We start from the raw sequence: 23,858 nt of genomic DNA, 5'->3' as shown, positions 1-23,858 counted from the left end.
GCGCTCCTTCAGGTGATGGGACAGTTGAGATCTATACATATAGTCCACCTCCAGCCGGAGATGTTCAGATAGTTAGGTGGCTATGTTACTCAAAATTACAGGGCGATTGGCCGGGAATCTTTGAGAAAGCTAATTGCAGCACCGGTAATGATCATTTTGCCGCTTGCCAGGGCGAGCCTGGGCACAGGCCGCTGGCCAGGCAGAGCCAACCGCCTTCGGCCTGATTCAGTCGTTGTGCCGCGGCCAGTAACGTTTCGCGGTCGATCTTCAGAATTGCCTGAGGCAGTTGAGTCAGATATTCCGACGAGCGGCCGGCCAGTTTGCCCTGCCAGAGCAGTTCGGCGGCCTGCGCATTGGGTAGCGCCGCGCTATTGAATTGATCGGCCAGTGCCTGGCGCTGGTCGATGAAGGTCTCGTCATTGATGTCTTCGATCATCCCGGCCAATCCGCTCAGGAAGTGTTCGATGTGTTCCAGCAGATCCAGAGGGGCGACGCTGGGTGATTGCACGCCGAACAGCAGCCCGGTCTGCCCATGGATCTGCCGCAGGGCGCTGAACACCGCATAGCCGAGCTGCAGTTCTACCCGCAGGCGTTGGTAAAACGGCGTCAGGCAGACGTGAGCCAGCAAGCGCCAGGCGGCTTCATCAGCGATGTTTGCAGTTGCGGTCGGACAGAAGAGTAGCAGCGCGTGTTCGCTGGATCCGGTGTCGACCGCGCTCCAGAAATGCTGCGCGTTTATCGGGGAGGGCGGCGTCAGTTGATTGTCCGTAGTGCCGGGTACACGACTCAAGGCAAGGCCCATCGCCGCTTGTGTCTGGGCGGACAGGCCGGTCGCCAGACCGTCCCAGCGTGCGCTCGACCAAAGCTGCATCAAATCGTCCGAGTCGGCGCTGCGCTCAAGGCAGTGATCAGGCAGCGCTTTAAGCAACTGTCGAATCGGCATCAATGCAACGCTCGGCAGCTCTTCTTGCGAGAAACTGGTATCAGGTGTTGTCAGTTCTTTCAGCGCATGTTCGAGGACGGTCGGCATCGGCTCCTGTAGCCCGGTCATTTTCAGCAGCCATTCATTGCCCGATGAGCTGAAGGAAAAATCGACACCTGCCTGACGTGCGTCTTCACGCAACGGCTGAAGGCGGTTTTCCAGGTTCGTCTGAACGTTGCTGCGAGGTGCCGAGTCCAGACGCCAGCGCAGGTAAACGGCGCCTTCGGCACTGCTATCGGGCAACGCCTGACTGAACTGCATGGGCGACCGTTCACGACGACCGCGTGAGCGATCCTGGGCAAAGGTCCGCAAGCCTCGGTGTTTGCTGGTCTGGCCGCGGATCAGTCCGGCACTCGGAACCGGAGCCTCGGCGCGTAAAAACGGATTAGGTGTGGGCAGTTGCCATTGGCCGGTGAAGTTATCCACAGCGCAGATTTGTTTCAGGATTTCGTTGAGGGCTGCAATGCCCGATTCGGATAACCCTGTTTCACGCTGTTCGCTGTCCAGTCGGGCCAGTTCCAGGGCGCCGCTGACTTGCTGCTGACGTTGCAGCAGGGCAGCGTATTCTTCGCGCAACCCGGTCCAGGGTTGCTGTGAGGCAAAGAATCCAAGCCAATCCAGTAGCCGCTCGCGGATCCCGTTGGGCGTCGCGTTGGCAGGTAGCGTGAGTTCGATGTGCAACAAAGCCTGGCCGGCGAACTGATACAACGGCGCAGCTTTCAGGCTGTCAGCCAGTCCGCGCTCGCGCAATTGCGTCAGCAGGCCACCGGGTTTCGCGGCGTTCAGCCAATGACACAGGAACGCCAGCGCCTCGGGCGATGAATCGGGCAACGCTTCGAAGGCAAACAGCAGATCCAGTCGACGCGCTCCAGCCTGTTGATAACTTTTGTCCGAAGAATCCATCAGCGATGTAGGCGCTTGTTGCGGGACTTTTTCCCCTACGGGAATCGCAGCGCTAAAGCGCTGAGCCATCGCCCTCAACTCATCGAGACTCTGCGGCCCTGCCAGGCTCAAGGTCATTTGCCCGGTCTGATAAAAACGCTGATAGAAACCCTGCAAGGCTTGCTGAAACTCAGGTTGCGGCACCGGCAGGCTGTAGCGGTTGCCGGCATGAAACGCCCGCAGTGGATGCGCCGCTGAAAGGCCGTCGAACAGCGCGAATTGCTGCTGAGCGGTCGTATCCCGAGACCATGCAACAAATTCTGCGTGCAGCACTTCCCGTTCCCGCCGCTGATCGTCCGGATTCATACGTGGATGAGCGAGCATGTCCGACAGGCGCTGCAGTCCCCCGGTAAACGCCTGAGGCGGTAACTCGAAAAAGTAGTCCGTGGTGCGTTCGCTGGTCCGCGCATTCACCTGACCACCATGACCCTGGACGTAGGCCATCAACCCTTGGTTTGCGGGAAAGCGCTCCGTACCGAGAAACAGCAGGTGTTCAAGAAAGTGCGCCAGCCCGGGCCAGGCCGCCGGCACGTCATGGCTGCCCGCCGCGACGCGCAACGCCGCAGCACTGCGCTTCAAATCGGGAACATGACGCAGCGTCACCCGCAGACCGTTGGCCAGGGTTTCAGTGTGAAGGTGGGGGTGGTTCAGCGCAGGCATGAGCACTTCCAGAACAGAGAAGTGCCAATGCTAGCGGATAACGATGGATCAGCGCTTGTTAAGCTCGCTGTAAAGCTCGGGGCGGCGATCAAGGAAGTAGCGATTGGCGGCGCGGGAATCGACCATCAACTGACGATCCAGCTCGCCGACAATCAGTGCTTCATCAAGGCCGGCTTGGGCGATGCGATTGCCATCCGGCGCGGCGATGCTGCTCTGGCCGCAATACTGGATCTCGCCTTCGTTGCCGCAATAGTTGGCGTAAGCCACATAGCACTGGTTTTCGAAGGCCCGGGCGCGGACGGTGACGTCGGCGATGAAGTCGTAAGGAATCATGTTCGCCGTCGGCACCAGAATCAGCTCGGCGCCGGCCAAGGCCAGGCGTCGGGCGTTTTCCGGGAATTCCAGGTCGTAGCAGATCAGGAAGCCGAGCTTCCAGCCATTGAGTTCAACCAGCGGAAACTCATCCGGTCCGGCGCTGAACATCGAGTGATCGAGGTCGCCGAACAGGTGAGTCTTGCGGTAGTTGCACAGGCGTTCGCCATTGGCGTCGATCAACTGCACGGCGTTGTAGATCTGCCCATCCTCGGTGCGCTCGGGGTAGCCATACAAAATGGCGATCCCGGCCGTCTTGGCGATGCGCGCGATCTGCTGCGCCGACTCACCGTTGTGCACTTCCGCCAGCACGCTGACGGCATCGAGGCCGATGTTGTAGCCGGTCAAAAACATCTCCGGCAGCACCAGCAAATCTGCGCCCTTGGCCTCCAGCGCCAATTGATGCAGACGTTGCAGGTTGCCTGCGACATCCAGGGGCAGCGGTGGACATTGGTAAAGGGCTACGCGCATTTCGGATTCCTCTTACTCGGGCAGGGCGATCGGACCGATCTCGTTGAACACATCTCCTGGACCCGGGTTCTCGGCGTGAGTTTCACCGCCGAAGTGTTTCATGATGCCCCACACCGCATTGAGCGAGGTCTGCACCGCGCCTTCGACCCACGCAGGCGTCCACGAAACATCGTCGCCGGCGATGAAAATCCCGCGCTGTTCGGCCGGCATGTCAGCCTGCATGAAGTGCGCGTACATGCGCTGGTTGTAGCGATAGTGGCCGGGCAGGGCGCCTTTGAAAGCGCCGAGGAAATGCGGGTCGGCTTCCCAGGACACGGTGATCGGATCGCCGATGATCCGCGCCGCGATGTCGATTTTCGGGTAGATTTTCTTCAAGGCATCCAGCGCCAGTTTCACGCGTTTTTCCACGGGTTGCGGGAGCATTTTCAGTGCGTCGCTCATCCACGAGTACGACAGGCAAATCACGCCCGGCTTGTCGTCGCCGTTGTCGAACAGATAGGTGCCGCGGGTCAGGCGATCGGTGAGGGTCATGCTCATCAAGTCGCGGCCGGTTTCCGGATCCTTGTCTTTCCAGAATGGCCGATCGACCATCACGAAAGTTTTCGACGATTGCATGTAGCGGGTGCGGTCGAGGGCCATCCACATCTTTTGCGAGAACAGGGTTTCGTCGCATTCGATCTGGGTGGTCAGCAGCCAGCTCTGGCACGTGGTCAGCACCGCTGCGTATTCGCGGGTGTCGCCCCAGTTATCGGTGACGGCAAAGCGCCCGTTTGCCGCGTGGGCAATTTTTTTCACGCCGGTACGCGGTGCGCCGTTGTGCAGGGAGCTGAGACTGGTGCCTTCCGGCCAGTGCACGCAACGTTCCGGCACATGACGCCAGATCCCCAACGGCACTTGTTCCACGCCGCCGACCACCAAGTGCTGGTGGTCGTCGCAGTTGGTCATGACCACACGGAAGATTTCCAGCATCGAGTTCGGGAAGTCCGAGTCCCAGCCGCCGGTACCGAAACCGACCTGACCAAACACTTCGCGGTGATGGAACGAGAGTTTGGCGAAGGCTTTGGAGGTGGCAACGAAGTCGTAGAAGGTGCGGTCGTCCCACAGCGGAACGAGGGTGTTCCACAGCTCTTTGAGGCGCGGCACATCCCGGTCGCGGATCGCTTGCTGGATGTCAGAGAACTGCGAACCGGCTTCCAGCGCGTCGGCCCAGGCGTCGGCGACTTCCTGGAACAATGCAGGAAGATCCGCCAGTTTCTGTGCGTAATGGGTCTGGCCTTCGAGGTCGATCACCGTGCTGCCCGAGGCAGGTGTCAGTGGGTTCGGGAAAGGTTTGGTTTGCAGCCCAAGCTTGTCGACGTAGTGATAAAAGGCGGTGGACGACACGGGGAAACGCATGCCGCCGAGCTCGGCGATGATGCCTTCGGCGCCATTGAACGCCTGCGAGCGCAGACGGCCGCCCATTTTCGAGGCTTCGTAGACGACGGGTTTGAGGCCCAGTTTCATTAATTCGTACGCGGCCACCAGACCCGCGATGCCGGCACCGACGATCGCTACCTCGGCGCCATGGTTGTGCGCAGGGATGCTGCCCAGGCCGGCCGGGTGCTCGATCCAGTCGTCGAAGGCGAAGGGAAAGTCCGGACCGAAAATGGTGACTGGTTTTTTACCGTCTGCAGGATGGCGATTGTTCTTGTTCATGGCTGACCTTGCTGGCGACCGGACGCGGCATGCGCGTCTGAGTATAGGAAAAGATGGCAGCCATTCTAGAGAGCGTAGAACACGTTAATAAGATGCAATGTGTCGTCGTTTTGCTAATTGTTTGATCAGAGTGACGATGGAATGCTACACACCGTCAATGTGGGAGCCGAGCTTGCTCGCGATTAGGCCCTCCCAGACACCAAGGAACTATCGGCAAAAACTCAAACCGGCTGCCCCCTATCAATCTTGCTACTCAAGATAATCGACGTAGTTGTCTTCTCCACGCCATCCACGCTGCCAATTTGGTCGAGCAACTGATCCAACTGCTCAGGTGAATCGGTGCGCAGCCACGCCACGTAATCAAATTCACCACTGACCGCGCACAACTGCTGCACTTGAGCCATCGCGCTGAGACGTCGCAACACTTCCTTGCCCGAGCGCGGTTGCACCGTGATTCCGACGTACGCCTGCAAGCCGCCATCCACGACACGCTGACCCAAACGCACGCCGTAACCGGTGATCACCTTGGCTTTTTCCAGCCGGGCCAGCCGCGAAGTCACGGTGGTGCGGGCGATGCCCAATTGTCGCGCGAGCATGGCCACGCTTTCGCGGGCATTGATCTGCAGGGCTGCAATCAATTGGCGATCGATTTCGTCCAGAACGGGCGGGCGAGTGTCAGGCAAGGGTCGTCTCCAGCGGCACAGATCAATGGGTTGGTATGTTACAGGCACATGTCGCACAGCGGATGGTTGATCTAGCCTCAGTACCGTTCATACCGTTCATACCGTTCATACCGTTCATACCGTTCATACCGTTCATACCGTTTTCTACATCTCGGGTTTTTCTTGGGCTTGAGCAAGGCGCGATCGACAGGATGGACACCAACAGTCAGTCGTAGTCGAATGCGAAATCGAGGGATGCGAGGCCATGGCAATGACAAACAAGATGCCTCCCGCAATGCGGGACCATGCATTGCAGATTGCACATCACGAAATGGGGCACTACGTCGTAGCCCGCGCCTTGGGTTTTGCAACAGGCGGCGTGAGTCTGACAGTGACCATGGACTTGAGGCATCAAGGGGGAGCTTCCATCACCTTGGCGCGCTCCATTTCTTCGATGGACGCGATGAAGGCGTATTTGGAAGCCCGGATGGTGGTGCTCTTGGCTGGCGCTATGGGCCAGACATTAGCTTCAAAACATTCGCCAAAAAAAACCGTCGATAAGTCGAAAGCGGCAGCCATCCTGAAAGGAGCGCTGGGGGCGGAACAGGATTACGCAAAGATAAGGGAGTTACGGCACTTGCTGCGCAACATCGCCTACCCCGATACGGATCCCGCGTCGTCGGACGGCATAACGGCTGAGCTTAAAGCGATCACTGATCGTGTATGGGGGCGGAGTCAAAAAATCGTGGAGGAATTGGCCGATACGATTTCCGAATTAGCGGGGGCGCTGGTCGACGGCATGGTCATCGTGGAGCAGTGGGGTAGGGCGGCGGATACGTATGAGGTCGTGTTGACGGGTGAAATGCTTGAACGCCTGCGGCCCGTGCAGGCCATTCCGGCGTTAACTGTTGCTTCTGAAAGTTGAGGGCGATCTGCGTGTATGCCGAAAGCAGCAGCGCCCCCAGCATCAGGGACCCTGGTCGAGTCGCCGTGGCCCAAATCAGTGGGGTACGCGCGACTTCAGCGATCCGCACGCACGCCAAAGATTGCCGCCATTAACAGCGATGGTGGATGTGATGGAGGTGGTTCGCAATCAGTGCGATTTGTTCCGGTCGCAGCAGCTCTTCATGACTAACGAATTAGCGTCGACGCATCATACGGTCACTATTACTCGTCATAATGACCAATAATTCGTCAAATTAATGCACTTTGCGTCTTATCGTCGCACTCGCTTGCTTCTAGACTCCTTTCCCCGCGAGCTCTGCCTCCTCGTTCACCAGGAGCGCGAGCTGTTGGGTGTTACTTCTTCCAAAGTGACATACGAGTTCCATAACAGCACTCATGTGTCACAAGCGCTCATGTTGGTCTTTAGGAATAAAAACAATGAAAAAAACATTTCTGACCCTTTCCGCATTAGCTCTCTGCATGGCTGCCGGCTCCGCGCTGGCCAAGGAATACAAGGAATTGCGCTTTGGCGTCGATCCGTCCTACGCGCCGTTTGAGTCCAAAGCCGCCGATGGCAGCCTGGTGGGCTTCGATATTGACCTGGGCAACGCGATTTGCGCTGAGCTGAAAGTCAAGTGCAAGTGGGTCGAAAGCGATTTCGACGGCATGATTCCCGGCCTCAAGGCCAACAAGTTCGACGGCGTGATCTCTTCCATGACCGCCACACCAGCCCGCGAAAAAGTCATCGACTTCTCCAGCGAGTTGTTCTCTGGCCCAACCGGGCTGGTATTCAAAAAAGGCGCCGCCATCGACGCCGATCCGGCCACGCTAAAGGGCAAGAAAGTCGGCTACGAGCAAGGCACCATCCAGGAAGCCTACGCCAAGGCCGTGCTGGACAAGGCCGGAGTAGAGACACAGGCCTACGCCAATCAGGACCAGGTTTACGCGGACCTGATCTCCGGTCGCCTCGATGCTTCGATCCAGGACATGCTGCAAGCCGAACTGGGCTTCCTGAAGTCGCCACAAGGCGCCAACTTTGAAGTCAGCAAGCCGGTCGAGAGCGAGCTGCTTCCATCGAAAACGGCGGTGGGCATCACCAAGGGCAACACTGAACTCAAGGCCCTTCTGGACAAAGGCATCAAGGCTCTGCACGACAATGGCACCTATGCCGCCGTCCAGCAGAAGCACTTCGCTGACCTGAACCTTTACAGCGGCAAGTAACGACCCTGCGCCCATCCCCGGATGGGCGCTTTCTTGATTGCCAAAGGGGTGCTCAATGTTCGAATACCTATTGCAGATTCTGGGGCTTTCCGGCTTCAGCCTTAAGGGCTTTGGCCCGCTGTTGCTGCAAGGCTCGTGGATGACTGTCAAATTATCCTTTCTGTCGCTGCTGGTGAGCGTGGTCCTCGGCCTGATCGGCGCCAGTGCCAAGCTTTCCAAGTCAGCTATGCTGCGCGTCCCGGCGCAGGCCTACACCACGCTGATTCGTGGCGTGCCGGACCTGGTGTTGATGCTGCTGATTTTCTACAGCCTGCAAACCTGGCTGACCAACCTGACCGAAGCGCTGGGCTGGGACTATATCGAGATCAACCCGTTCAGTGCCGGGGTCATTACCCTGGGCTTCATCTACGGTGCGTATTTCACCGAGACCTTTCGCGGCGCGATCCTCGCCGTACCCCGCGGCCAGATGGAGGCGGCTACCGCCTACGGACTGACACGCGCCCAGCGCTTTCGCTTCGTGGTGTTCCCGCAAATGATGCGCTTCGCCCTGCCAGGCATCGGCAATAACTGGATGGTGATCCTCAAGGCCACCGCGTTGGTCTCGATCATCGGTCTGGCCGATCTGGTCAAGGTGGCCCAGGATGCGGGCAAAAGCTCCTATCAGTTGTTCTTCTTCCTTGTGCTGGCGGCCTTGATCTATCTGGTGATTACCACCGCTTCGAATTACGTCTTGCACCGGCTGGATGTCTTCTACGCAGCAGGCACCCGGGAGGCCGTACGATGATCGAACTACTGCAGGAATACTGGCGACCCTTCCTTTACCAGGACGGCAGTCACATCACCGGGCTGGCCATGACCCTCTGGTTGCTCAGTGCCTCGATTTTCTTCGGCTTCGTGGCGTCGGTGCCGTTGTCGATTGCCCGGGTGTCGTCCAGTGTCTGGGTGCGCTGGCCGGTGCAGTTCTACACCTACCTGTTTCGCGGTACGCCGCTGTATATCCAGTTGCTGATTTGCTACACCGGCATCTACAGCTTCGCTGCGGTACGCGCCCAGCCGGTACTTGATGCGTTCTTCCGCGACGCCTTGAATTGCACCATTCTGGCCTTTGCCCTGAACACCTGCGCCTACACTACGGAAATCTTCGCGGGGGCGATCCGCAGCATGAACCACGGCGAAGTCGAGGCGGCCAAGGCCTATGGCCTGCGTGGCTGGAAGCTCTATGCCTACATCATCATGCCATCGGCCCTGCGCCGCTCGTTGCCGTACTACAGCAACGAAGTGATCCTGATGCTGCACTCGACCACCGTGGCTTTTACCGCCACCGTGCCGGACATTCTCAAGGTCGCCAGAGACGCCAACTCGGCAACCTTCCTGACCTTCCAGTCGTTCGGTATCGCCGCAGTCATCTACCTGGCCGTCACGTTCATTCTGGTCGGCTTGTTCCGCCTGGCCGAACGCCGCTGGCTATCTTTCCTTGCCCCGGTTCACTGATTCCGTAGAGGACGTTTGCGCACATGTACAAACTGACCGTTGAAAACCTGCATAAAAGCTACGGCAACCACGAAGTGCTCAAGGGTGTCTCGCTGAACGCTAAAACCGGCGATGTGATCAGCCTGATCGGCGCTAGTGGTTCGGGCAAGAGCACCTTCCTGCGTTGCATCAACTTCCTGGAAACGCCCAATGACGGCGCAATGACCCTGGATAACCAGCCGATTCGCATGGTCCATGACCGCCACGGCATGCGCGTGGCCGACGCCGATGAACTGCAACGCCTGCGCACGCGCCTGGCGATGGTGTTCCAGCATTTCAACCTGTGGAGCCACATGACCGTGCTCGACAACATCACCATGGCCCCGCGCCGGGTGCTGGGTGTCAGCAAGAAGGATGCCGAGGAGCGCGCCCGACGCTATCTCGACAAGGTGGGGCTGGCGTCGCGCGTCGCCGATCAATACCCGGCGTTCCTCTCCGGTGGTCAGCAGCAACGCGTCGCCATCGCCCGGGCCCTGACCATGGAACCGGAGATCATGCTGTTCGACGAGCCGACCTCGGCCCTGGACCCGGAGCTGGTGGGCGAAGTGCTCAAGGTGATTCAGGGGCTGGCCGAAGAAGGCCGCACCATGATCATGGTTACCCACGAAATGAGCTTTGCCCGCAAAGTGTCGAACCAAGTGCTGTTCCTGCACCAGGGGCGGGTGGAAGAGCAGGGTGTGCCCGAAGAAGTACTGGGCAACCCGCAAAGCGAACGTCTGCAGCAGTTTCTCAGCGGCAACCTGAAGTAAGCCGCCATACCATGCACCTTTGAGAGACTAGTAGGTCGATCAAAGGAGCATGGATACTGGGCGTCCAGCAAACAGGACGGGTCCAGAAAGGTGCAGTGTGTTCGCTTCGAGCGATCACGCAGGCATCAGTATTTATACTTGGCTGTCGTCCAGGCAGTCAGGCCGCTTGTCCACACCGGTGTAACCGGCATCGCCGCAGACGTACGTTTCCTCGCCATGCAAAATTCCGCCGGCTAGTTCATGTTTTTCCAGCAAGCGACGAAAATTGAGGATCGTGGTCTCGTCGGGAATCCGATCCAGATGCAGTCCCGAAAACTGGCGAAGAATCGTGGTCTCCTAAAGTGATTCTTCCATCGCCGGATCGCTGTAGCCGAACCAATTCTGCATCCGATGAACCTGCAACATCGCCAGCAACGGATAGGCAGCACGACCACCTTCGCCCTTCGGATAATGCGGCTCAATCAAGGCAACCAGTCCCTTCAAGGGCACCACCTGATCCATCTCGATCAGAAAACGCTCGCGGCGAGTCTGCTGCTTACGTTTACCGGCATATTCGGCATCGGCGAAGGACATCTGTTTCGTCGGAGCTCAACCGTTCAGTTCGTGTGAAGCGTGTGCTTCACCAAATTTGGAAATCTTTTTCAGAGTTTCCTTAGGGATACGTTAATTCTCCGTGCAGGCCCCAACAAGCGGTCTGAAGAGCTTGGCCGTACGAAATTGGGAACACGTCTGGAGGTTAAGGCAGAGCGCGGATCCTGGATTCACGTATCGGTCGAACTGAACGGTGATGAGCTTGAGGGATGGGTTTACGCGCAATACACGCTGAAACTGTGATCTGGCGTGGCGGGAGGGTGGATACTTTTTGGACACTTTCCGTATTCATACAGAAGAAGCGGCTTCGAAAATCCAAGCCTCAAACACGAAAAAGCCGCGCATTGCGCGGCTTTCTTGTTTGGTGGGCCCACACGGACTTGAACCGTGGACCAAAGGATTATGAGTCCTCTGCTCTAACCAACTGAGCTATAGGCCCTCAGTAGGCCGCGGATTATAGCGACGGTTTCTCGGCTGTGCTATCCGAAAAGTCTGAAATGGCTATACGAAGAAACGTCGCGGCAAATTCTTCCGGGGGCAAGGGCAGGCTGACGATGTAGCCCTGGATCTGTTCACAGCCTTCGGCAGCGAGGAATTGCTGCTGTGCGAGGGTTTCCACGCCCTCGGCAATGATGGTGAATTGCATGCTGCGGCCCAGAGCGATAATGGCGCGAACGATGGCTGCGTCGTGGGGGTCATCCGGCAGGCCGCGGACGAATGACTGGTCGATCTTGAGAATGTCCAGCGGCAGACGTTTGAGGTAACTCAGGGACGAGTAACCGGTGCCGAAGTCGTCGATCGCCAGTTGCACGCCCAGGTGCTTGAGTTGATGCAGCACTGCCAGCGCTTCTTCAGCCTGGCTCATGATGAAGTTTTCAGTAATTTCCAGTTGCAGGAAACCGGGTTTGAGACGGTTGTCCTTGAGCAATTGTTCGATCCGACCGAGCAGGTTCGGCTGGCGCAATTGAGCGCCCGCGAGGTTGACCGACAGCGGGCCGACGGGTTCGTAAATCTGATTCCACTCGAACATCTGCCGGCAGGCGGTTTCGAGAACCCAATCGCCGATTTGCAGGATCATGCCGTTTTCTTCGGCCAGCGGAATGAAATGCTCCGGCGGCACATCGCCGAAGGTCGGGTGGCGCCAGCGAATGAGCGCTTCTGCGCCGACCAGGCGATGGTCGACCAAGCTGATCTTCGGCTGATAATGGAGGTGCAGTTCGTTGCGCTCGATAGCGCGTCGCAGCTCATGTTCCAGTGCGACACGCTCGCTGGCTTGAGCAGTGAGGTCGCGGGTGTAGCTTTCGACCCGGTTGCGACCCTTGGCCTTTGAGCGGTACATCGCCGCATCGGCGTTCTTGACCAGCGTGGCGACGTCGCAGCCATCCTTGGGATACAGGCTGGTGCCTATACTGGCGCTGATAAAAAACTCATGTTCACCAGCCTGGAACGGTGCGCCGAAGCAATTGAGCAATTTGGTCGCGATATTGTCGGCGTCACTGGATTGCTGCAGCCCGGGCAGCAGGATGATGAATTCGTCGCCGCCCAGGCGCGCCACGGTGTCGATGTCGCGCAACTGCTCCTTGAGGCGCACGGCAATGCCCTTGAGCAGCAGGTCACCGACCGGGTGACCCAGGCTGTCGTTGATGTGTTTGAAACGGTCCAGGTCCAGGAACAGCACCGCGCCCTGGCCGCCGTTTTCCTGTTGGTTGTTGAGCGCAGTCAGCAATCGGCTCTCGAACAGCGTGCGATTTGGCAGCCCGGTCAGCGGGTCGTGGTGTGCCTGGTAATCGAGCTTGGCCTGGGCGTGTTTGAGGCTGGAAATGTCCGCGAACACCGCGACAAAATGGGTGACGAATCTGTCTCGGTTGCGCACCGCACTGATGGTCAGCCAGCTCGGATAGAGCTCGCCATTCTTGCGCCGGTTGGAAATTTCGCCCTGCCAATGACCTTCGGCGGTCAGTTGATGCCACATGGCGGCATAAAACGCGCTGTCGTGCAGGCCCGAGGCGAGCAGGCGAGGGGTGTGGCCCAATGCTTCGCTCTCGCTGTAGCCGGTGATTTCGGTAAACGCACGGTTGACCGCGCTGATGTGCTGTTGAGTGTCGGTGATCAATACACCTTCGGCGGTGCTCTCGAATACCGTGGCAGCCTGTTGCAGTTTCTCCTGCATCAGGTGTCGCTCGGTGATGTCCCGGGCGATGGTCAGCATGCAATCTTCATCGCCGATCGGTAGCGGACGGCTGGACACCTCGCAGAGGCGAATCTGTCCGTCGCTGCGGCGTATATGGCAACTGAAGTCGCGGACGAATCCGTCCCGATGCAGCAGATCGAGCATCTGTTTGCGTTCGTTGAGATTGACCCAGATTCCCAGTTCGAGGACAGAGCGATCCACGGACATCGCGCTGTTGAAACCGGTAATGCGACTGAAACCTTCGTTGACCTCAATCAGTAAACCGTCGCTCTGCCGTGACAATAGCAAGCCGTCGGGTGAGGCATGGAAGGCCTTGGCGAATTTCTCTTCGGAGGTTTGCAGCTGTTGCTGGGTTTCCTTGAGCTGGCTGATGTCCCGCACGACCACTACCAGCGCCGGGGTTGTATCGAGGTCGAACGGTTCAGCGGAGATCAGGCCGGTAAACACTTGGCCATTGTTGCGGCGAAAGGGCATCTCCAGGTTACGGATGCTGCCGGCCTGCAACCGTTGCAACAAGCCTGGCCCGACGCCGGGTATGCCCCAGATGTTCAGGTCGGTGGCCGTCTGGCCGATGACGTCTTCGGCCTTGAGGCCGATCTGTTCTTCGAACGCTTCGTTGACCTCCAGCAGGCAGCCGTCGGAGAGTCGTGCGATGACCAGAATGTCCGGGCATTGCTGGAACACCGAGGCGAACTTCTGTTCCGACAGGCGCAACGCCTCTTCGGTGCGCTTGGCTTCGCTGATGTCGATCATCAGCCCGCGCATCACCGGTTCATGGCCGTGCTCGATCAGGCTGACGATATCGCGCACCCAAATGCAGCGGCCATCGGCGGTGATGACCCGGTAATCGAGGCTGTGATCGCGCCCGGCCAATACTTCGTGATCGCAGAAGGTCTGGGCGCGGGTCAGGTCGGCCGGGTGGATAATGTTGCGCCAGAAGCCCGGAATCAGCCAATGAGACAAGGGGTAGCCGAGCAGATCCTCGGCATGGGGCGACACATAGCTATAGGTGAAATCGCTGATCCGCGCTTCCCAGGCGATGGCCGAAAGGCTCTCCACCAGCCCGCGGTAATGGTATTCGCTGCTGCGCAGTTCTTGCTCCAGGTCGACCCGGCGGGAAATTTCTGAACTCAGCCGGCGGTTGATCCGGATAACCATCGCCAGCACGATGATCAGCAGCAGCAACCCCGGCAGACCGTACATCAGCAGATCGTTCCAGAATGTTCGATGATCGAGGACGTTGCCGACCCAGTGCTCCTGAATCTCATTGATTTCGTCCGGGGTCATGTCCGCCAGGACTTTATCCAGAATGCCGACCAGTATCTTGTTGTCCCGGGGCACGCCCATCGCCAATTGATAGCGATAGGGGGTTTCACCGCTGACGTAGAGCCCGTCGAGCTTGAGCTGACGCAGGCTCCAGACGCTGGAGGCGAGATCACCGACCACCGCATCTACTTCATCGGTAGCCAGCGCCTGCAGCGCTGAGCTGACGTTAGGCATCGCCACCAGATTGAGGTCGGGATTGTGGGTGCGCAACAGCTCATGGGGGGCGTAGTTTTCCACCACGGCGACTTTCAGCCCGTACAGGTCTTCGAGTTTGCGTGGCTGGGGACCTCCGGCATGGGCAAGGATGACAATCGGAAAGTCCAGATAGGGGCGGGTGAATGACAGGTAAGTCTGGCGCTCCGGGGTCGACATGATGCCGGGCAACAGGTCCAGCTTGGCTTGTTTGGCCTGCTCCAGGACGACGGTCCAGCTGACGGGCTCGATGGGCGTGAGCTTGATGGCCAGGCGTTGACGGATCCGGTCGATATAGTCCGCCGCAAGGCCCTGATAGCGGCCCTGATCGTCGCGAAACTCGAAGGGTGGCCATGACGCATCGACTCCCAGGCGCAAGTTCGGGTGAGCCGCCAGCCAGCTACGTTCTTCGTCGCTCAGAGTCAGCGCGCCAGCCGTTGCGGTCCAGGTCAATAGCGACAGCAAAAAAAGCACGGTCGGCAGTCTGGGCATAACGGTCTCGTTATGGCTCGGGGAATGTTTCGAGTGTAGACGGGCAATTCGGAGGGAGGGAGGCGCGGGGGATTTAATCTGCAAAATGCAAAACCCCCGGCCTGGGCCGGGGGTTTTGTTGTTACTCGTCGAGGAAGGAGCGCAAATGCTCGCTTCTCGTCGGGTGGCGTAGCTTGCGCAGCGCCTTGGCTTCGATCTGACGAATCCGTTCACGGGTCACGTCGAACTGCTTACCAACCTCCTCGAGGGTGTGGTCGGTATTCATGTCGATACCGAAGCGCATGCGTAGAACCTTGGCTTCACGGGCAGTGAGGCCGGACAGAACTTCGCGAGTCGCTTCTTTAAGGCTCTCGACGGTAGCGACATCGATTGGCGACTGCATAGTCGAGTCTTCGATGAAGTCACCCAGGTGAGAGTCTTCGTCATCACCGATCGGGGTTTCCATGGAGATCGGCTCTTTAGCGATCTTCAATACCTTGCGGATCTTGTCCTCAGGCATTTCCATGCGTTCGCCCAGCTCTTCCGGGGTCGGTTCGCGACCCATTTCCTGCAACATCTGGCGGGAAATGCGGTTGAGCTTGTTGATCGTCTCGATCATGTGCACCGGAATACGGATGGTGCGGGCCTGGTCCGCGATCGAGCGAGTGATCGCTTGACGGATCCACCAGGTGGCATAAGTCGAGAACTTGTAGCCGCGGCGGTATTCGAATTTGTCTACCGCTTTCATCAAACCGATGTTGCCTTCCTGGATCAGATCGAGGAATTGCAGGCCACGGTTGGTGTACTTCTTGGCGATGGAGATCACCAGACGCAAGTTCGCTTCTACCATCTCTTTCTTCGCGCGGCGGGCCTTGGCCTCACCGATCGACATGCGACGGTTGATGTCCTTGATCTCGGCGATCGTCAAACCGGTTTCGGTTTGCAGCGCGGTCAGCTTCTGCTGGCAACGAATGATGTCCGGTTGCAGGCGACCAATGGCTTCAGCGTATTTGCCTTTGCCTTTGGCGAGGCCGTCGGACCAGCTTTCGTCAACTTCGTTGCCCGGGAACTGGCGCAGGAAGTCGGCACGCGGCATGCGGGCATCACGAACGCAAAGTTGCATGATCGCGCGCTCTTGCTGACGCAGGCGATCCAGGGCACTGCGAACACGCTCGACCAGGCCTTCGAATTGCTTCGGAACCAGTTTGATCGGCATGAACAGCTCAGCCAGAAGCACCAGCTCGGCAATTGCCAGCTTGTTGCCACGACCGTGCTTTTTCAGCGCCTTGCGGGTGATTTCCATCTGATCGGAGACAGCGCCAAAGCGCTGAGCTGCGATGACCGGATCCGGACCGCTTTCGGCTTCTTCTTCGTCGTCGGTGCTGGCTTCAGCGTCGTCGTCGTCGGTGTCGTCGTCCGCTTTCACGGCTTTCGGGTCGACAGGCGGCGGCACTTCTGCAGCAGGCGGCGCAATGCCGTCGTCCGGGTCGATATAACCGCTCAGGACGTCGGACAGGCGGCCACCTTCGGTGGTGACGCGAGTGTATTCGGACAGAATGTGGTCAACCGTGCCAGGGAAGTGCGCAATTGCGCCCATCACTTCGCGGATGCCCTCTTCAATACGCTTGGCGATTTCAATTTCGCCTTCACGTGTGAGGAGCTCTACCGTACCCATTTCACGCATGTACATGCGCACTGGGTCGGTGGTGCGACCAATGTCGGTCTCGACCGCTGCCAACGCTGCTGCTGCCTCTTCGGCCGCGGCTTCGTCGGTATCGGCGTCGGCCAGCATAAGGGAATCCTTATCTGGCGCAACCTCGAATACGTTGATCCCCATGTCATTGATCATGCGGATGATGTCTTCCACCTGTTCCGGATCTGAAATATCCTCCGGCAGGTGGTCGTTGACCTCCGCGTAAGTCAGGTAACCCTGCTCACGACCAAGTGTGATCAACTCTTTGATACGAGACTGCTGTTGCGCTTTTCCGGACATAACACCCTATCCACTGAAGGTCTTGGCGGGCAAAAAACAAGCCGAGGATTATACCTGAGCTATGACCTCACGCGCCAGTTGAGGTCGGGCTTGTTGCGGAAACATTGCGACTTAATAGGTCGCGCAGTTGATTTTTCTCTTCGGCACTCAGTTCACTTTGACGTGCTTTCCTGAGAAGTTGTTCCAGGTTTCGCTCGCGTTGGCGGGCTGACAAGCTAGTAATGGTGTCGAAAAACTGTTGTTCAAGGTTATCTCCGTCAATCAGCCATTCCTTTTCCGCCAGCGCCTTGAGCAAACGTCCTTGCTCCGTACCGTGCCAGCGTGCAATCAACTGAAATGAGTTTAGCTTGGGATTCTTCTGTACGGCTTCGAGAAGGGCCACCAGTAATTGCGTGTTGGTGTGATCCTCGGCAGCAAAGTGCCCGGCATCCTCGACTTTCTCGGCCAATTGCGGGTGATGCAATAGTGTGCGCAAGGCGGCCAGGGTCGGCGGCTCTACAGCGGCCGGCACCCGTGGCGCGCGGGGTTGATCGTGATCACCACCGCGTTTGCCGTTTTTGTCCCACGGTTTTTTGTCCCATTTTTTTCCGCTGGCGCCGGGTTTCTTCGGTGTCCATTCCTGCTGCGGCGCATACATCTCTTGTGCCTGCGGCTGATGGTAGTCGCTGTAATCCGGCATGGCGTCGTAATCGATGCCCGGGTCGTACGCCGGCGGCGCTTCCTGGGGGGCGCTTTGTACCAGTTGGCTCACGGCTTCGCCGCTAAGCCCGGTAATTTCGGTCAGGCGCTGACGCATCAGGATGCGCAGGTTCGCCCCCGGGACTTTGTCGATCAGCGGCGCGGCGAGGGTGGCCATGTGGGCCTTGCCTTCGAGCGAGCGTGGGTCCGATTCCTCGGTCAGCTGTTGAAAAAAATAGTCCGCTAATGGTTGGGCGTGCTGGTTGATCCGTGCGCGGAAGGCGTCAGTGCCTTCGGAGCGGACCAGCGTGTCCGGGTCTTCGCCTTCGGGGAGGAACAGAAAGCGTGCGCGCCGCCCGTCCTGCAGGCTCGGCAGCGCTGCCTCCAATGCCCGCCAGGCGGCATTTCGACCTGCCTGGTCGCCGTCGAAACAGAACAGAACGTTGGGCACGACGCGAAACAGGCGCTTCAAGTGCTCTTCGCTGGTGGCGGTGCCCAGGGTCGCGACAGCATTGCGCAGGCCTTGCTGGGCGAGGGCGATAACATCCATGTAGCCTTCGACGACGATGATTTCGTCGAGGTTGCGGTTGTTCTTGCGTGCTTCATAAAGGCCGTAGAGTTCCTGGCCCTTATGGAATACCGGGGTTTCCGGTGAATTCAGGTATTTCGGCTTGTCGTCGCCCAATACCCGGCCACCGAAGGCGATGATTCGCCCGCGGCTGTCGCGAATCGGGAACATCACGCGATCGCGGAAGCGGTCATAGCGTTTGCCGGTTTCGGCGTTCTCGATCAGCAGGCCGGCATCGATCATGGCTTTCTGTTGCAGGGTGTCGCTGCTCAAGTGCTTGAACAGATTGTCCCAGCCGGGCGGGGCAAAGCCGAGGCCGAAGTCACGGGCGATTTCGCCGGTCAGTCCGCGACCTTTCAAGTAATCCACCGCTGCTTTTCGCGATGGATGGCTTTTCAGTGCCTGGCGGTAAAAGTCGGCGGCGGCGGTGAGTAGCGGGTAGAGCGGCGAATCGGTCGGCTGTCGCGGTTTGTGCGGCCGTCCGCTTTCTTCGCGGGGGATTTCCATGCCGGCGGCTTTGGCCAGTTCTTCGACCGCCTGGACGAAATCCAGATTGTCGTGGTCCATCATGAAGCCGAGGGCGTTGCCGCCAGCGCCGCAGCCAAAGCAATAATAGAACTGCTTGTCGGGGCTGACGCTGAAGGAGGGGGTTTTCTCTTTGTGAAACGGGCAGCAAGCGGTGTAATTCTTGCCGGCCTTTTTCATTTGCAGGCGCGAGCTGACCACATCGACGATGTCGGTGCGGTTCAGAAGGTCGTCAATGAAGCTCTGGGGAATTAGCCCGGCCATGGCGTTCTCGTCATCTGCGCTGCAATGAATCCGAAACGAAGAGCGGCTGAGCGCGGGTCGTTGTTTGAGGCGCGCAAAATGTGCGGCTCGACCAGTGTCGTCTGCGTAATCGCTGTCGGGAAGTGTATCTGCCGAAAATCCACTGACGTTAGTACCAATCAGTATTCGACTATTTGAAAGTGTTGCGCTGAAATCCGCTGCGGCCTGTCGATGGCCTCGGATAGCTCATAAGCTGGCACGCAAGAAGGTGCCTTGGGCTGATCGTCGTGAGAGGAATCAGTGGGTGTGCTCGTCAGTAGCCTTGGAAGGCTCGTCAGAAAAGACGTGCACCGCTGGCAAAAGAGCCAGGTCTGACGCTGTGAAGCAGATTTGTCTCGGTCGCGTGTGCGGCTTTGACGGTGAAGCATCAAGCGTTGTCCGCAAATGCCATTAGCCCGGCTGAGGGCCGGGCTTGGCAGAAGCTTGCTACGAACGTCTGTGTATTAGTACAGACGAACCGCGCGGCGCTGTTCGCGCTGAACTTTCTTGGCGTGACGCTTAACAGCGGCTGCTGCTTTGCGCTTACGCTCAGAAGTAGGCTTCTCGTAGAATTCGCGGCTACGAACTTCAGCCAGTACACCGGCTTTTTCGCAGGAGCGCTTGAAACGACGCAGAGCTACGTCGAAGGGTTCGTTCTCTTTTACTTTGACGGCTGGCATCCAGAGCTACCTTCATTCATTACCGGGGTCAACATCCTCGTGGCAAAAGAGCACTTGAAGACGTCGGTTTTTAAGGGTTGCGGATGTTAACTCCTCATCGACCGGAATGCAAAGCCTCTGATCGAAAACCGCTAGTCGGGGCATCCCATGGCGACTATTATGCGCGCCTTCGAATTCAGCCTAAACAAGGCGCAAACCCATGCTAGTACTGGGATTAGAAACCTCCTGCGACGAAACCGGTGTCGCATTATATGACAGTGAGCGCGGCCTGCTGGCCGACGCGCTGTTCAGCCAGATCGACCTGCACCGCGCCTATGGCGGGGTCGTGCCGGAGCTGGCCTCGCGTGACCACGTCAAACGCATGCTGCCCTTGATTCGTCAGGTGTTGGCCGAAGCTGACTGTGTGCCGACCGAGATCGACGCCATCGCTTATACCGCGGGTCCTGGCCTGGTCGGTGCCTTGCTGGTGGGCGCCTCTTGCGCTCAGGCGCTGGCCTTCGCCTGGGGTATTCCGGCGCTGGGTGTGCACCACATGGAAGGTCACCTGCTGGCGCCGATGCTGGAGTCGCAGCCACCGGAATTCCCGTTCGTCGCTTTGTTGGTGTCTGGCGGTCATACGCAGCTGGTTCAGGTCGACGGGATCGGTCAATACACGCTCTTGGGCGAGACCCTTGACGATGCCGCCGGTGAAGCTTTTGACAAGACCGCGAAGATGATGGGCCTCAATTATCCGGGTGGCCCGGAAATCGCACGCCTGGCAGAGCAAGGGGTTGCAGGACGTTTCACTTTCCCGCGCCCGATGTGCGACCGTCCAGGACTGGCTTTCAGTTTCAGTGGCTTGAAAACCTTCGCCCTGAACACCTGGCAGCAGAGCGTCAGCGCCGGGGACGACAGCGAGCAAGCCCGTTGCGACATCTCGCTGGCGTTCCAGCAGGCCGTGGTGGAGACTTTGACCATCAAGTGCAAGCGTGCCCTGAAACAGGCCGGTATGAAGCGTCTGGTGATCGCTGGCGGGGTCAGCGCCAACAAGGCACTGCGTACCTCACTGGAGAAGATGCTCGGCGACATGAAGGGCGATGTTTTTTATGCTCGTCCGGAGTTCTGCACCGACAACGGCGCGATGATTGCCTTTGCCGGCTGCCAGCGTTTGCAGGCCGGTCAGCATGAAAGCCTGGCAATCAGCGTGCAGGCGCGTTGGCCGATGGAGCAATTGTCGGCGCTGTGATGATGTGCGGGATGAGCCGCGCTCATGCCCGGTATTTAAAAATGCCGTTCGCGCCCGGCAAACAGGTCGCGTAGATTGCCCCGATGACGCCAGACGATCAGTCCCGTGAGTGCGCTCATGGGCAGCAGTGCCGCCGGTTCTTGCCAGGCCAACAGCGGCAGGGTCAGCGGTGTGGCGATCAAGGCTGCCAGTGAGCTGGTGCGAGTCAGGTAGAACGTCAGCAGCCAGGCACAGACCGCCAGCAGTGCGGCGGGCGGGTAGAGGCCCAGCAGCATGCCGGCAGCGGTGGCGACACCCTTGCCGCCGCGGAAGCGAAAGTACAACGGGAACAGGTGGCCGATGACGGCACAGACGCCGATCCAGGCCTGTTCTTGAAGCGAAAGGCCCGCAACGCCGGCGATCAGTACGGGTAGCAGGCCTTTGAAGAGGTCCCCGATCAAGGTCAGGACGGCGAGTTTTTTGCCGGCCAGGCGCAACATGTTGGTGGCGCCGGCATTGCCCGAGCCACTCATTCGCGGATCGGGGTTACCGGTCAGGCGGCTGAGCAAAATGGCGAAGGACAGAGAGCCGAGCAGGTAGGCGAGGGTCGCCAGTAACCAAAACATGCTAACTATTCCGGGCGAGGACGCCCTGATTCTAACGGCGCATTGCGCCCTTGTCGTGCAGCGGAGAAAAGTGCTTGGACAGAGTGTTTATCGAGGGCCTGGAAGTCGACACCGTGATTGGTGCCTACGACTGGGAGCGAGGCATCCGACAGTGCTTGCGTCTTGATCTGAGCTTCGCCTGGGATAATCGCCCGGCCGCCGCCGGCGATGACCTGACGCTGGCGCTCGATTACGCCAGTGTGTCGTCGCGTATCCAGGCTTTTGCCGAGCAGGCGCAGTTCCAGCTGGTCGAGACGTTCGCCGAGCGTCTGGCTGAAGTGCTGATGAGCGAATTCAACATCACCTGGATGCGCCTCAAGCTGACCAAGCCAGGTGCCATCCCGGCTGCCACGGGTGGTGTGGGCGTGGAGATCGAGCGCGGATGTCGCTGACTCAGGTGTTTCTCGGGCTCGGTAGCAATATCGAGCGCGAATCCCATTTGCAGGCTGGCCTGGAAGCCCTGGCAGGTTTCCTGGTGGATATACGCTGCTCGGCGGTGTTCGAAAGCCAACCGGTGGGGATCAAGAGCGGGCCGTTCTTCAATTTTGTGGTGTCGGCTTTTACCGATTTGCCGCTGATGGAGCTGGATCGCCGGCTGAAATTCATCGAGGCGGACAACGGCCGTTATGCGCCGGATCGCAAGGGTTTGCCGCTGGATATCGACGTGCTGCTGTTCGGCGATCTGGTGGGCAACTTCGATGGCTTGATCCTGCCGCGGGCAGAAATTCTGAAAAATGCCTTCGTGCTGTGGCCGTTGTCGCTGATTGCGCCGGATCGCGTGCATCCGGGTGTAGGCAAGAGCTTTGCGGCGTTGTGGCGTGAGGCGCAGATTGATCAGGTGTTGGCGCCGGTGGCGTTTGAATGGCGCGGTGAGCAGTTGACCCCCTCAGATTTGCTGTAAAGCAAAAGATCGCAGCCTTCGGCAGCTCCTACAGGGCGCACATCAATCCATGTAGGAGCTGCCGAAGGCTGCGATCTTTTGCTCTTGCTTAGGCTTTTTCTTTGTAAGCCTTCAGCGCCTTGAGCCGCTCACGCTTGATCGCCTCGCCCAGCTCCGGCCCTTTGAATCCCTTCTCCAGCAACGGCTGAACTGCCACGGTCCGAGCAGCATTCGCCGCCCCCCGCAAATAATCAGCCTGTGGATAACTTCGCTGCTCCAGCCCTTTACGTCCACGCGCGTCCATCTCGCACGCCGCGATAAATTCCTCGAACCGCTGCGGCCGACGGTAAACGTCGAAACTCTGCAGCAACTCTAGCAACGTCGACGGCTTCAGCTCCAGGGCGCGATGGCCGTGGGTGTGATATTCGCCCACCAGCAGAGCCAGTTCCTGACAGTCCTTCGGTGCCTTGAAACGTTCGTTGACCGCTTTGATCAGCTTCAAGCCCTTGTGCTCATGAGCAATGTGTCGCGGCCACTCCTCCTCGGGCGTCAGTCCCTTGCCGAGGTCGTGCAGCAGGCAGGCCCAGCGCACGGTGAGTGATTGTTTGTGCTGCGCCGCTTGCTCCAGCACGCTCAAGGTGTGCACGCCCGTGTCGATTTCCGGGTGGTGGGCTTCCGGTTGCGGTACGCCGAACAGGGCATCGACTTCCGGCATCAATACCTTGAGAGCGCCACACTCGCGCAGCACTTCGATGAACACCTGTGGCTGATCTTCCATCAGGGCGCGGGAAATTTCCTTCCAGCTGCGTTCGGCGGTCAAGGCTTCCAGTTCACCTGATTCACTGAGTTGGCGCATCAGTTCCAGTGTCTCTGGCGCAACGGTGAAGCCGAGCCCCGCATAACGAGCAGCGAAGCGGGCAACACGCAAAACCCGGAGCGGATCTTCGGCGAACGCGGGGGAAACGTGACGAAGCAAGCGCGCCTCGAGATCGCGCTGGCCGTCGTAAGGATCGGTCAGGTTCTGCTGATCGTCTTCGGCCATGGCATTGATGGTCAGGTCACGACGGATCAGGTCTTCTTCGAGGGTGACTTCGGTGCTGGCGTGAAAGGTAAAGCCGCCGTAACCGCGTCCGCTTTTGCGCTCGGTCCGGGCGAGGGCGTATTCCTCACCGCTTTTGGGGTGAAGAAACACCGGGAAGTCCGCGCCCACCGGGCGAAAGCCCTTGGCGAGCATTTCTTCCGTGGTGGCGCCAACCACAACCCAGTCGATGTCGGTGACAGGCTTGCCCAGCAGGCGATCACGTACCGCGCCGCCGACTTTATAAATCTGCATAAAAAACCTCCGTTAGCCCGACAGAATAACCTTTGCGTCGAACCTCCGGA

At 58.8% G+C, this 23,858-nt stretch carries 19 protein-coding genes, 1 tRNA gene and 1 pseudogene; 9 read left to right on the top strand and 12 right to left on the bottom strand.

Annotation, left to right across the window (positions count from 1 at the left end):
• Positions 1–151 precede the first annotated feature (151 nt).
• The 4 genes from pqqF to E3W21_RS14070 form a co-directional block, all read right to left on the bottom strand.
• On the bottom strand, positions 152–2,584 hold the full coding sequence (pqqF, locus tag E3W21_RS14085; protein WP_134420466.1) for a pyrroloquinoline quinone biosynthesis protein PqqF: 2,433 nt from the start codon (positions 2,582–2,584) through the stop codon (positions 152–154).
• Between the two features lie 48 nt (positions 2,585–2,632).
• Positions 2,633–3,427, bottom strand: coding sequence for a carbon-nitrogen hydrolase family protein (locus E3W21_RS14080; RefSeq protein WP_056741292.1), 795 nt, complete (start codon positions 3,425–3,427; stop codon positions 2,633–2,635).
• 12 nt (positions 3,428–3,439) lie between these two features.
• On the bottom strand, positions 3,440–5,122 hold the full coding sequence (locus tag E3W21_RS14075; RefSeq protein WP_134420464.1) for an NAD(P)/FAD-dependent oxidoreductase: 1,683 nt from the start codon (positions 5,120–5,122) through the stop codon (positions 3,440–3,442).
• A gap of 221 nt (positions 5,123–5,343) precedes the next feature.
• Positions 5,344–5,805 (bottom strand): Lrp/AsnC family transcriptional regulator, encoded by a 462-nt coding sequence (locus E3W21_RS14070; RefSeq protein WP_007980298.1) that lies wholly within the window; start codon positions 5,803–5,805, stop codon positions 5,344–5,346.
• 250 nt (positions 5,806–6,055) lie between these two features.
• On the opposite strand from E3W21_RS14070, the gene E3W21_RS14065 reads away from it, so the two are divergent.
• The 5 genes from E3W21_RS14065 to E3W21_RS14045 all read left to right on the top strand — a co-directional run bounded on the left by E3W21_RS14065 (position 6,056) and on the right by E3W21_RS14045 (position 10,229).
• The gene (locus E3W21_RS14065; RefSeq protein WP_134421228.1) at positions 6,056–6,709 is read left to right on the top strand and encodes a peptidase M41; all 654 of its coding nucleotides are present in this window, start codon (positions 6,056–6,058) and stop codon (positions 6,707–6,709) included.
• Positions 6,710–7,167: 458 nt separating this feature from the next.
• Entirely contained in the window at positions 7,168–7,950 is a 783-nt protein-coding gene (locus E3W21_RS14060) for a transporter substrate-binding domain-containing protein (protein ID WP_134420462.1), read from the top strand.
• A gap of 55 nt (positions 7,951–8,005) precedes the next feature.
• Positions 8,006–8,734 (top strand): ABC transporter permease, encoded by a 729-nt coding sequence (locus tag E3W21_RS14055; RefSeq protein WP_129440638.1) that lies wholly within the window; start codon positions 8,006–8,008, stop codon positions 8,732–8,734.
• Positions 8,731–9,441 (top strand): ABC transporter permease, encoded by a 711-nt coding sequence (locus E3W21_RS14050; protein WP_134420460.1) that lies wholly within the window; start codon positions 8,731–8,733, stop codon positions 9,439–9,441. The genes E3W21_RS14055 and E3W21_RS14050 overlap by 4 nt, the downstream gene beginning before the upstream one ends.
• Positions 9,442–9,464: 23 nt before the next feature.
• On the top strand, positions 9,465–10,229 hold the full coding sequence (locus E3W21_RS14045) for an ABC transporter ATP-binding protein (protein ID WP_129440642.1): 765 nt from the start codon (positions 9,465–9,467) through the stop codon (positions 10,227–10,229).
• A 183-nt stretch (positions 10,230–10,412) separates the two neighbouring features.
• On the opposite strand, the pseudogene E3W21_RS14040 reads toward E3W21_RS14045, so the two are convergent.
• Positions 10,413–10,802 (bottom strand): annotated as a pseudogene (locus E3W21_RS14040) (transposase); the annotation flags it as partial.
• 39 nt (positions 10,803–10,841) lie between these two features.
• Between E3W21_RS14040 and E3W21_RS32365 the strand changes: the two are divergent.
• Positions 10,842–11,063: an SH3 domain-containing protein gene (locus E3W21_RS32365; protein WP_134420458.1), complete on the top strand. Its 222-nt coding sequence runs from the start codon at positions 10,842–10,844 to the stop codon at positions 11,061–11,063.
• Positions 11,064–11,182: 119 nt separating this feature from the next.
• On the opposite strand, the gene E3W21_RS14030 is transcribed toward E3W21_RS32365, so the two are convergent.
• The 5 genes from E3W21_RS14030 to rpsU all read right to left on the bottom strand — a co-directional run bounded on the left by E3W21_RS14030 (position 11,183) and on the right by rpsU (position 19,726).
• A tRNA-Ile gene (locus E3W21_RS14030) sits at positions 11,183–11,259 on the bottom strand.
• A 15-nt stretch (positions 11,260–11,274) separates the two neighbouring features.
• Positions 11,275–15,021, bottom strand: a complete 3,747-nt coding sequence (locus tag E3W21_RS14025; protein WP_134420456.1) for an EAL domain-containing protein — start codon at positions 15,019–15,021, stop codon at positions 11,275–11,277.
• Positions 15,022–15,142: 121 nt separating this feature from the next.
• Positions 15,143–16,993 (bottom strand): RNA polymerase sigma factor RpoD, encoded by a 1,851-nt coding sequence (rpoD, locus tag E3W21_RS14020; protein WP_129440687.1) that lies wholly within the window; start codon positions 16,991–16,993, stop codon positions 15,143–15,145.
• A gap of 67 nt (positions 16,994–17,060) precedes the next feature.
• On the bottom strand, positions 17,061–19,028 hold the full coding sequence (gene dnaG / locus E3W21_RS14010) for a DNA primase (protein WP_134420454.1): 1,968 nt from the start codon (positions 19,026–19,028) through the stop codon (positions 17,061–17,063).
• Between the two features lie 482 nt (positions 19,029–19,510).
• Positions 19,511–19,726 carry a 30S ribosomal protein S21 gene (gene rpsU / locus E3W21_RS14005; RefSeq protein WP_002551877.1) on the bottom strand — a complete coding sequence of 72 codons (216 nt, stop codon included), beginning with the start codon at positions 19,724–19,726 and terminating at the stop codon, positions 19,511–19,513.
• Positions 19,727–19,925: 199 nt separating this feature from the next.
• Between rpsU and tsaD the strand changes: the two genes are divergently transcribed.
• Complete coding sequence (gene tsaD / locus E3W21_RS14000; protein ID WP_046045367.1) at positions 19,926–20,951, top strand: tRNA (adenosine(37)-N6)-threonylcarbamoyltransferase complex transferase subunit TsaD; 1,026 nt, start codon at positions 19,926–19,928, stop codon at positions 20,949–20,951.
• A gap of 35 nt (positions 20,952–20,986) precedes the next feature.
• Here the strand turns inward: tsaD and plsY are convergent, their stop codons facing one another.
• Positions 20,987–21,556, bottom strand: coding sequence for a glycerol-3-phosphate 1-O-acyltransferase PlsY (gene plsY, locus E3W21_RS13995; RefSeq protein ID WP_129440691.1), 570 nt, complete (start codon positions 21,554–21,556; stop codon positions 20,987–20,989).
• 74 nt (positions 21,557–21,630) lie between these two features.
• Between plsY and folB the strand changes: the two genes are divergently transcribed.
• Both folB and folK read left to right on the top strand, forming a co-directional pair.
• Positions 21,631–21,987 carry a dihydroneopterin aldolase gene (gene folB, locus E3W21_RS13990; protein ID WP_008008297.1) on the top strand — a complete coding sequence of 119 codons (357 nt, stop codon included), beginning with the start codon at positions 21,631–21,633 and terminating at the stop codon, positions 21,985–21,987.
• A complete protein-coding gene (gene folK, locus E3W21_RS13985) occupies positions 21,978–22,496 on the top strand; it encodes a 2-amino-4-hydroxy-6-hydroxymethyldihydropteridine diphosphokinase (protein WP_123368656.1) in 519 nt (172 codons plus the stop codon). The genes folB and folK overlap by 10 nt, the downstream gene beginning before the upstream one ends.
• 88 nt (positions 22,497–22,584) lie before the next feature.
• On the opposite strand, the gene E3W21_RS13980 is transcribed toward folK, so the two are convergent.
• Positions 22,585–23,808, bottom strand: a complete 1,224-nt coding sequence (locus E3W21_RS13980; RefSeq protein ID WP_134420452.1) for a multifunctional CCA addition/repair protein — start codon at positions 23,806–23,808, stop codon at positions 22,585–22,587.
• Positions 23,809–23,858 lie beyond the last annotated feature (50 nt).

This window comes from Pseudomonas sp. F01002 (assembly GCF_004402115.1).
In the GTDB taxonomy this organism is placed as follows: Bacteria; Pseudomonadota; Gammaproteobacteria; order Pseudomonadales; family Pseudomonadaceae; genus Aquipseudomonas; species Aquipseudomonas frigoris.
This window is presented reverse-complemented; position numbering and strand designations above follow the sequence as displayed.

Excerpts from the sequence above, each read along its gene's own strand:
- pqqF (WP_134420466.1), bottom strand. The coding sequence starts at position 2,584 with ATGCCTGCGCTGAACCACCCCCACCTTCACACTGAAACCCTGGCCAAC.
- E3W21_RS14080 (WP_056741292.1), bottom strand. The coding sequence starts at position 3,427 with ATGCGCGTAGCCCTTTACCAATGTCCACCGCTGCCCCTGGATGTCGCA.
- E3W21_RS14075 (WP_134420464.1), bottom strand. The coding sequence starts at position 5,122 with ATGAACAAGAACAATCGCCATCCTGCAGACGGTAAAAAACCAGTCACC.
- E3W21_RS14065 (WP_134421228.1), top strand. The coding sequence starts at position 6,056 with ATGACAAACAAGATGCCTCCCGCAATGCGGGACCATGCATTGCAGATT.
- E3W21_RS14060 (WP_134420462.1), top strand. The coding sequence starts at position 7,168 with ATGAAAAAAACATTTCTGACCCTTTCCGCATTAGCTCTCTGCATGGCT.
- E3W21_RS14055 (WP_129440638.1), top strand. The coding sequence starts at position 8,006 with ATGTTCGAATACCTATTGCAGATTCTGGGGCTTTCCGGCTTCAGCCTT.
- E3W21_RS14050 (WP_134420460.1), top strand. The coding sequence starts at position 8,731 with ATGATCGAACTACTGCAGGAATACTGGCGACCCTTCCTTTACCAGGAC.
- E3W21_RS14045 (WP_129440642.1), top strand. The coding sequence starts at position 9,465 with ATGTACAAACTGACCGTTGAAAACCTGCATAAAAGCTACGGCAACCAC.
- E3W21_RS14025 (WP_134420456.1), bottom strand. The coding sequence starts at position 15,021 with ATGCCCAGACTGCCGACCGTGCTTTTTTTGCTGTCGCTATTGACCTGG.
- rpoD (WP_129440687.1), bottom strand. The coding sequence starts at position 16,993 with ATGTCCGGAAAAGCGCAACAGCAGTCTCGTATCAAAGAGTTGATCACA.
- dnaG (WP_134420454.1), bottom strand. The coding sequence starts at position 19,028 with ATGGCCGGGCTAATTCCCCAGAGCTTCATTGACGACCTTCTGAACCGC.
- rpsU (WP_002551877.1), bottom strand. The coding sequence starts at position 19,726 with ATGCCAGCCGTCAAAGTAAAAGAGAACGAACCCTTCGACGTAGCTCTG.
- tsaD (WP_046045367.1), top strand. The coding sequence starts at position 19,926 with ATGCTAGTACTGGGATTAGAAACCTCCTGCGACGAAACCGGTGTCGCA.
- plsY (WP_129440691.1), bottom strand. The coding sequence starts at position 21,556 with ATGTTTTGGTTACTGGCGACCCTCGCCTACCTGCTCGGCTCTCTGTCC.
- folK (WP_123368656.1), top strand. The coding sequence starts at position 21,978 with ATGTCGCTGACTCAGGTGTTTCTCGGGCTCGGTAGCAATATCGAGCGC.
- E3W21_RS13980 (WP_134420452.1), bottom strand. The coding sequence starts at position 23,808 with ATGCAGATTTATAAAGTCGGCGGCGCGGTACGTGATCGCCTGCTGGGC.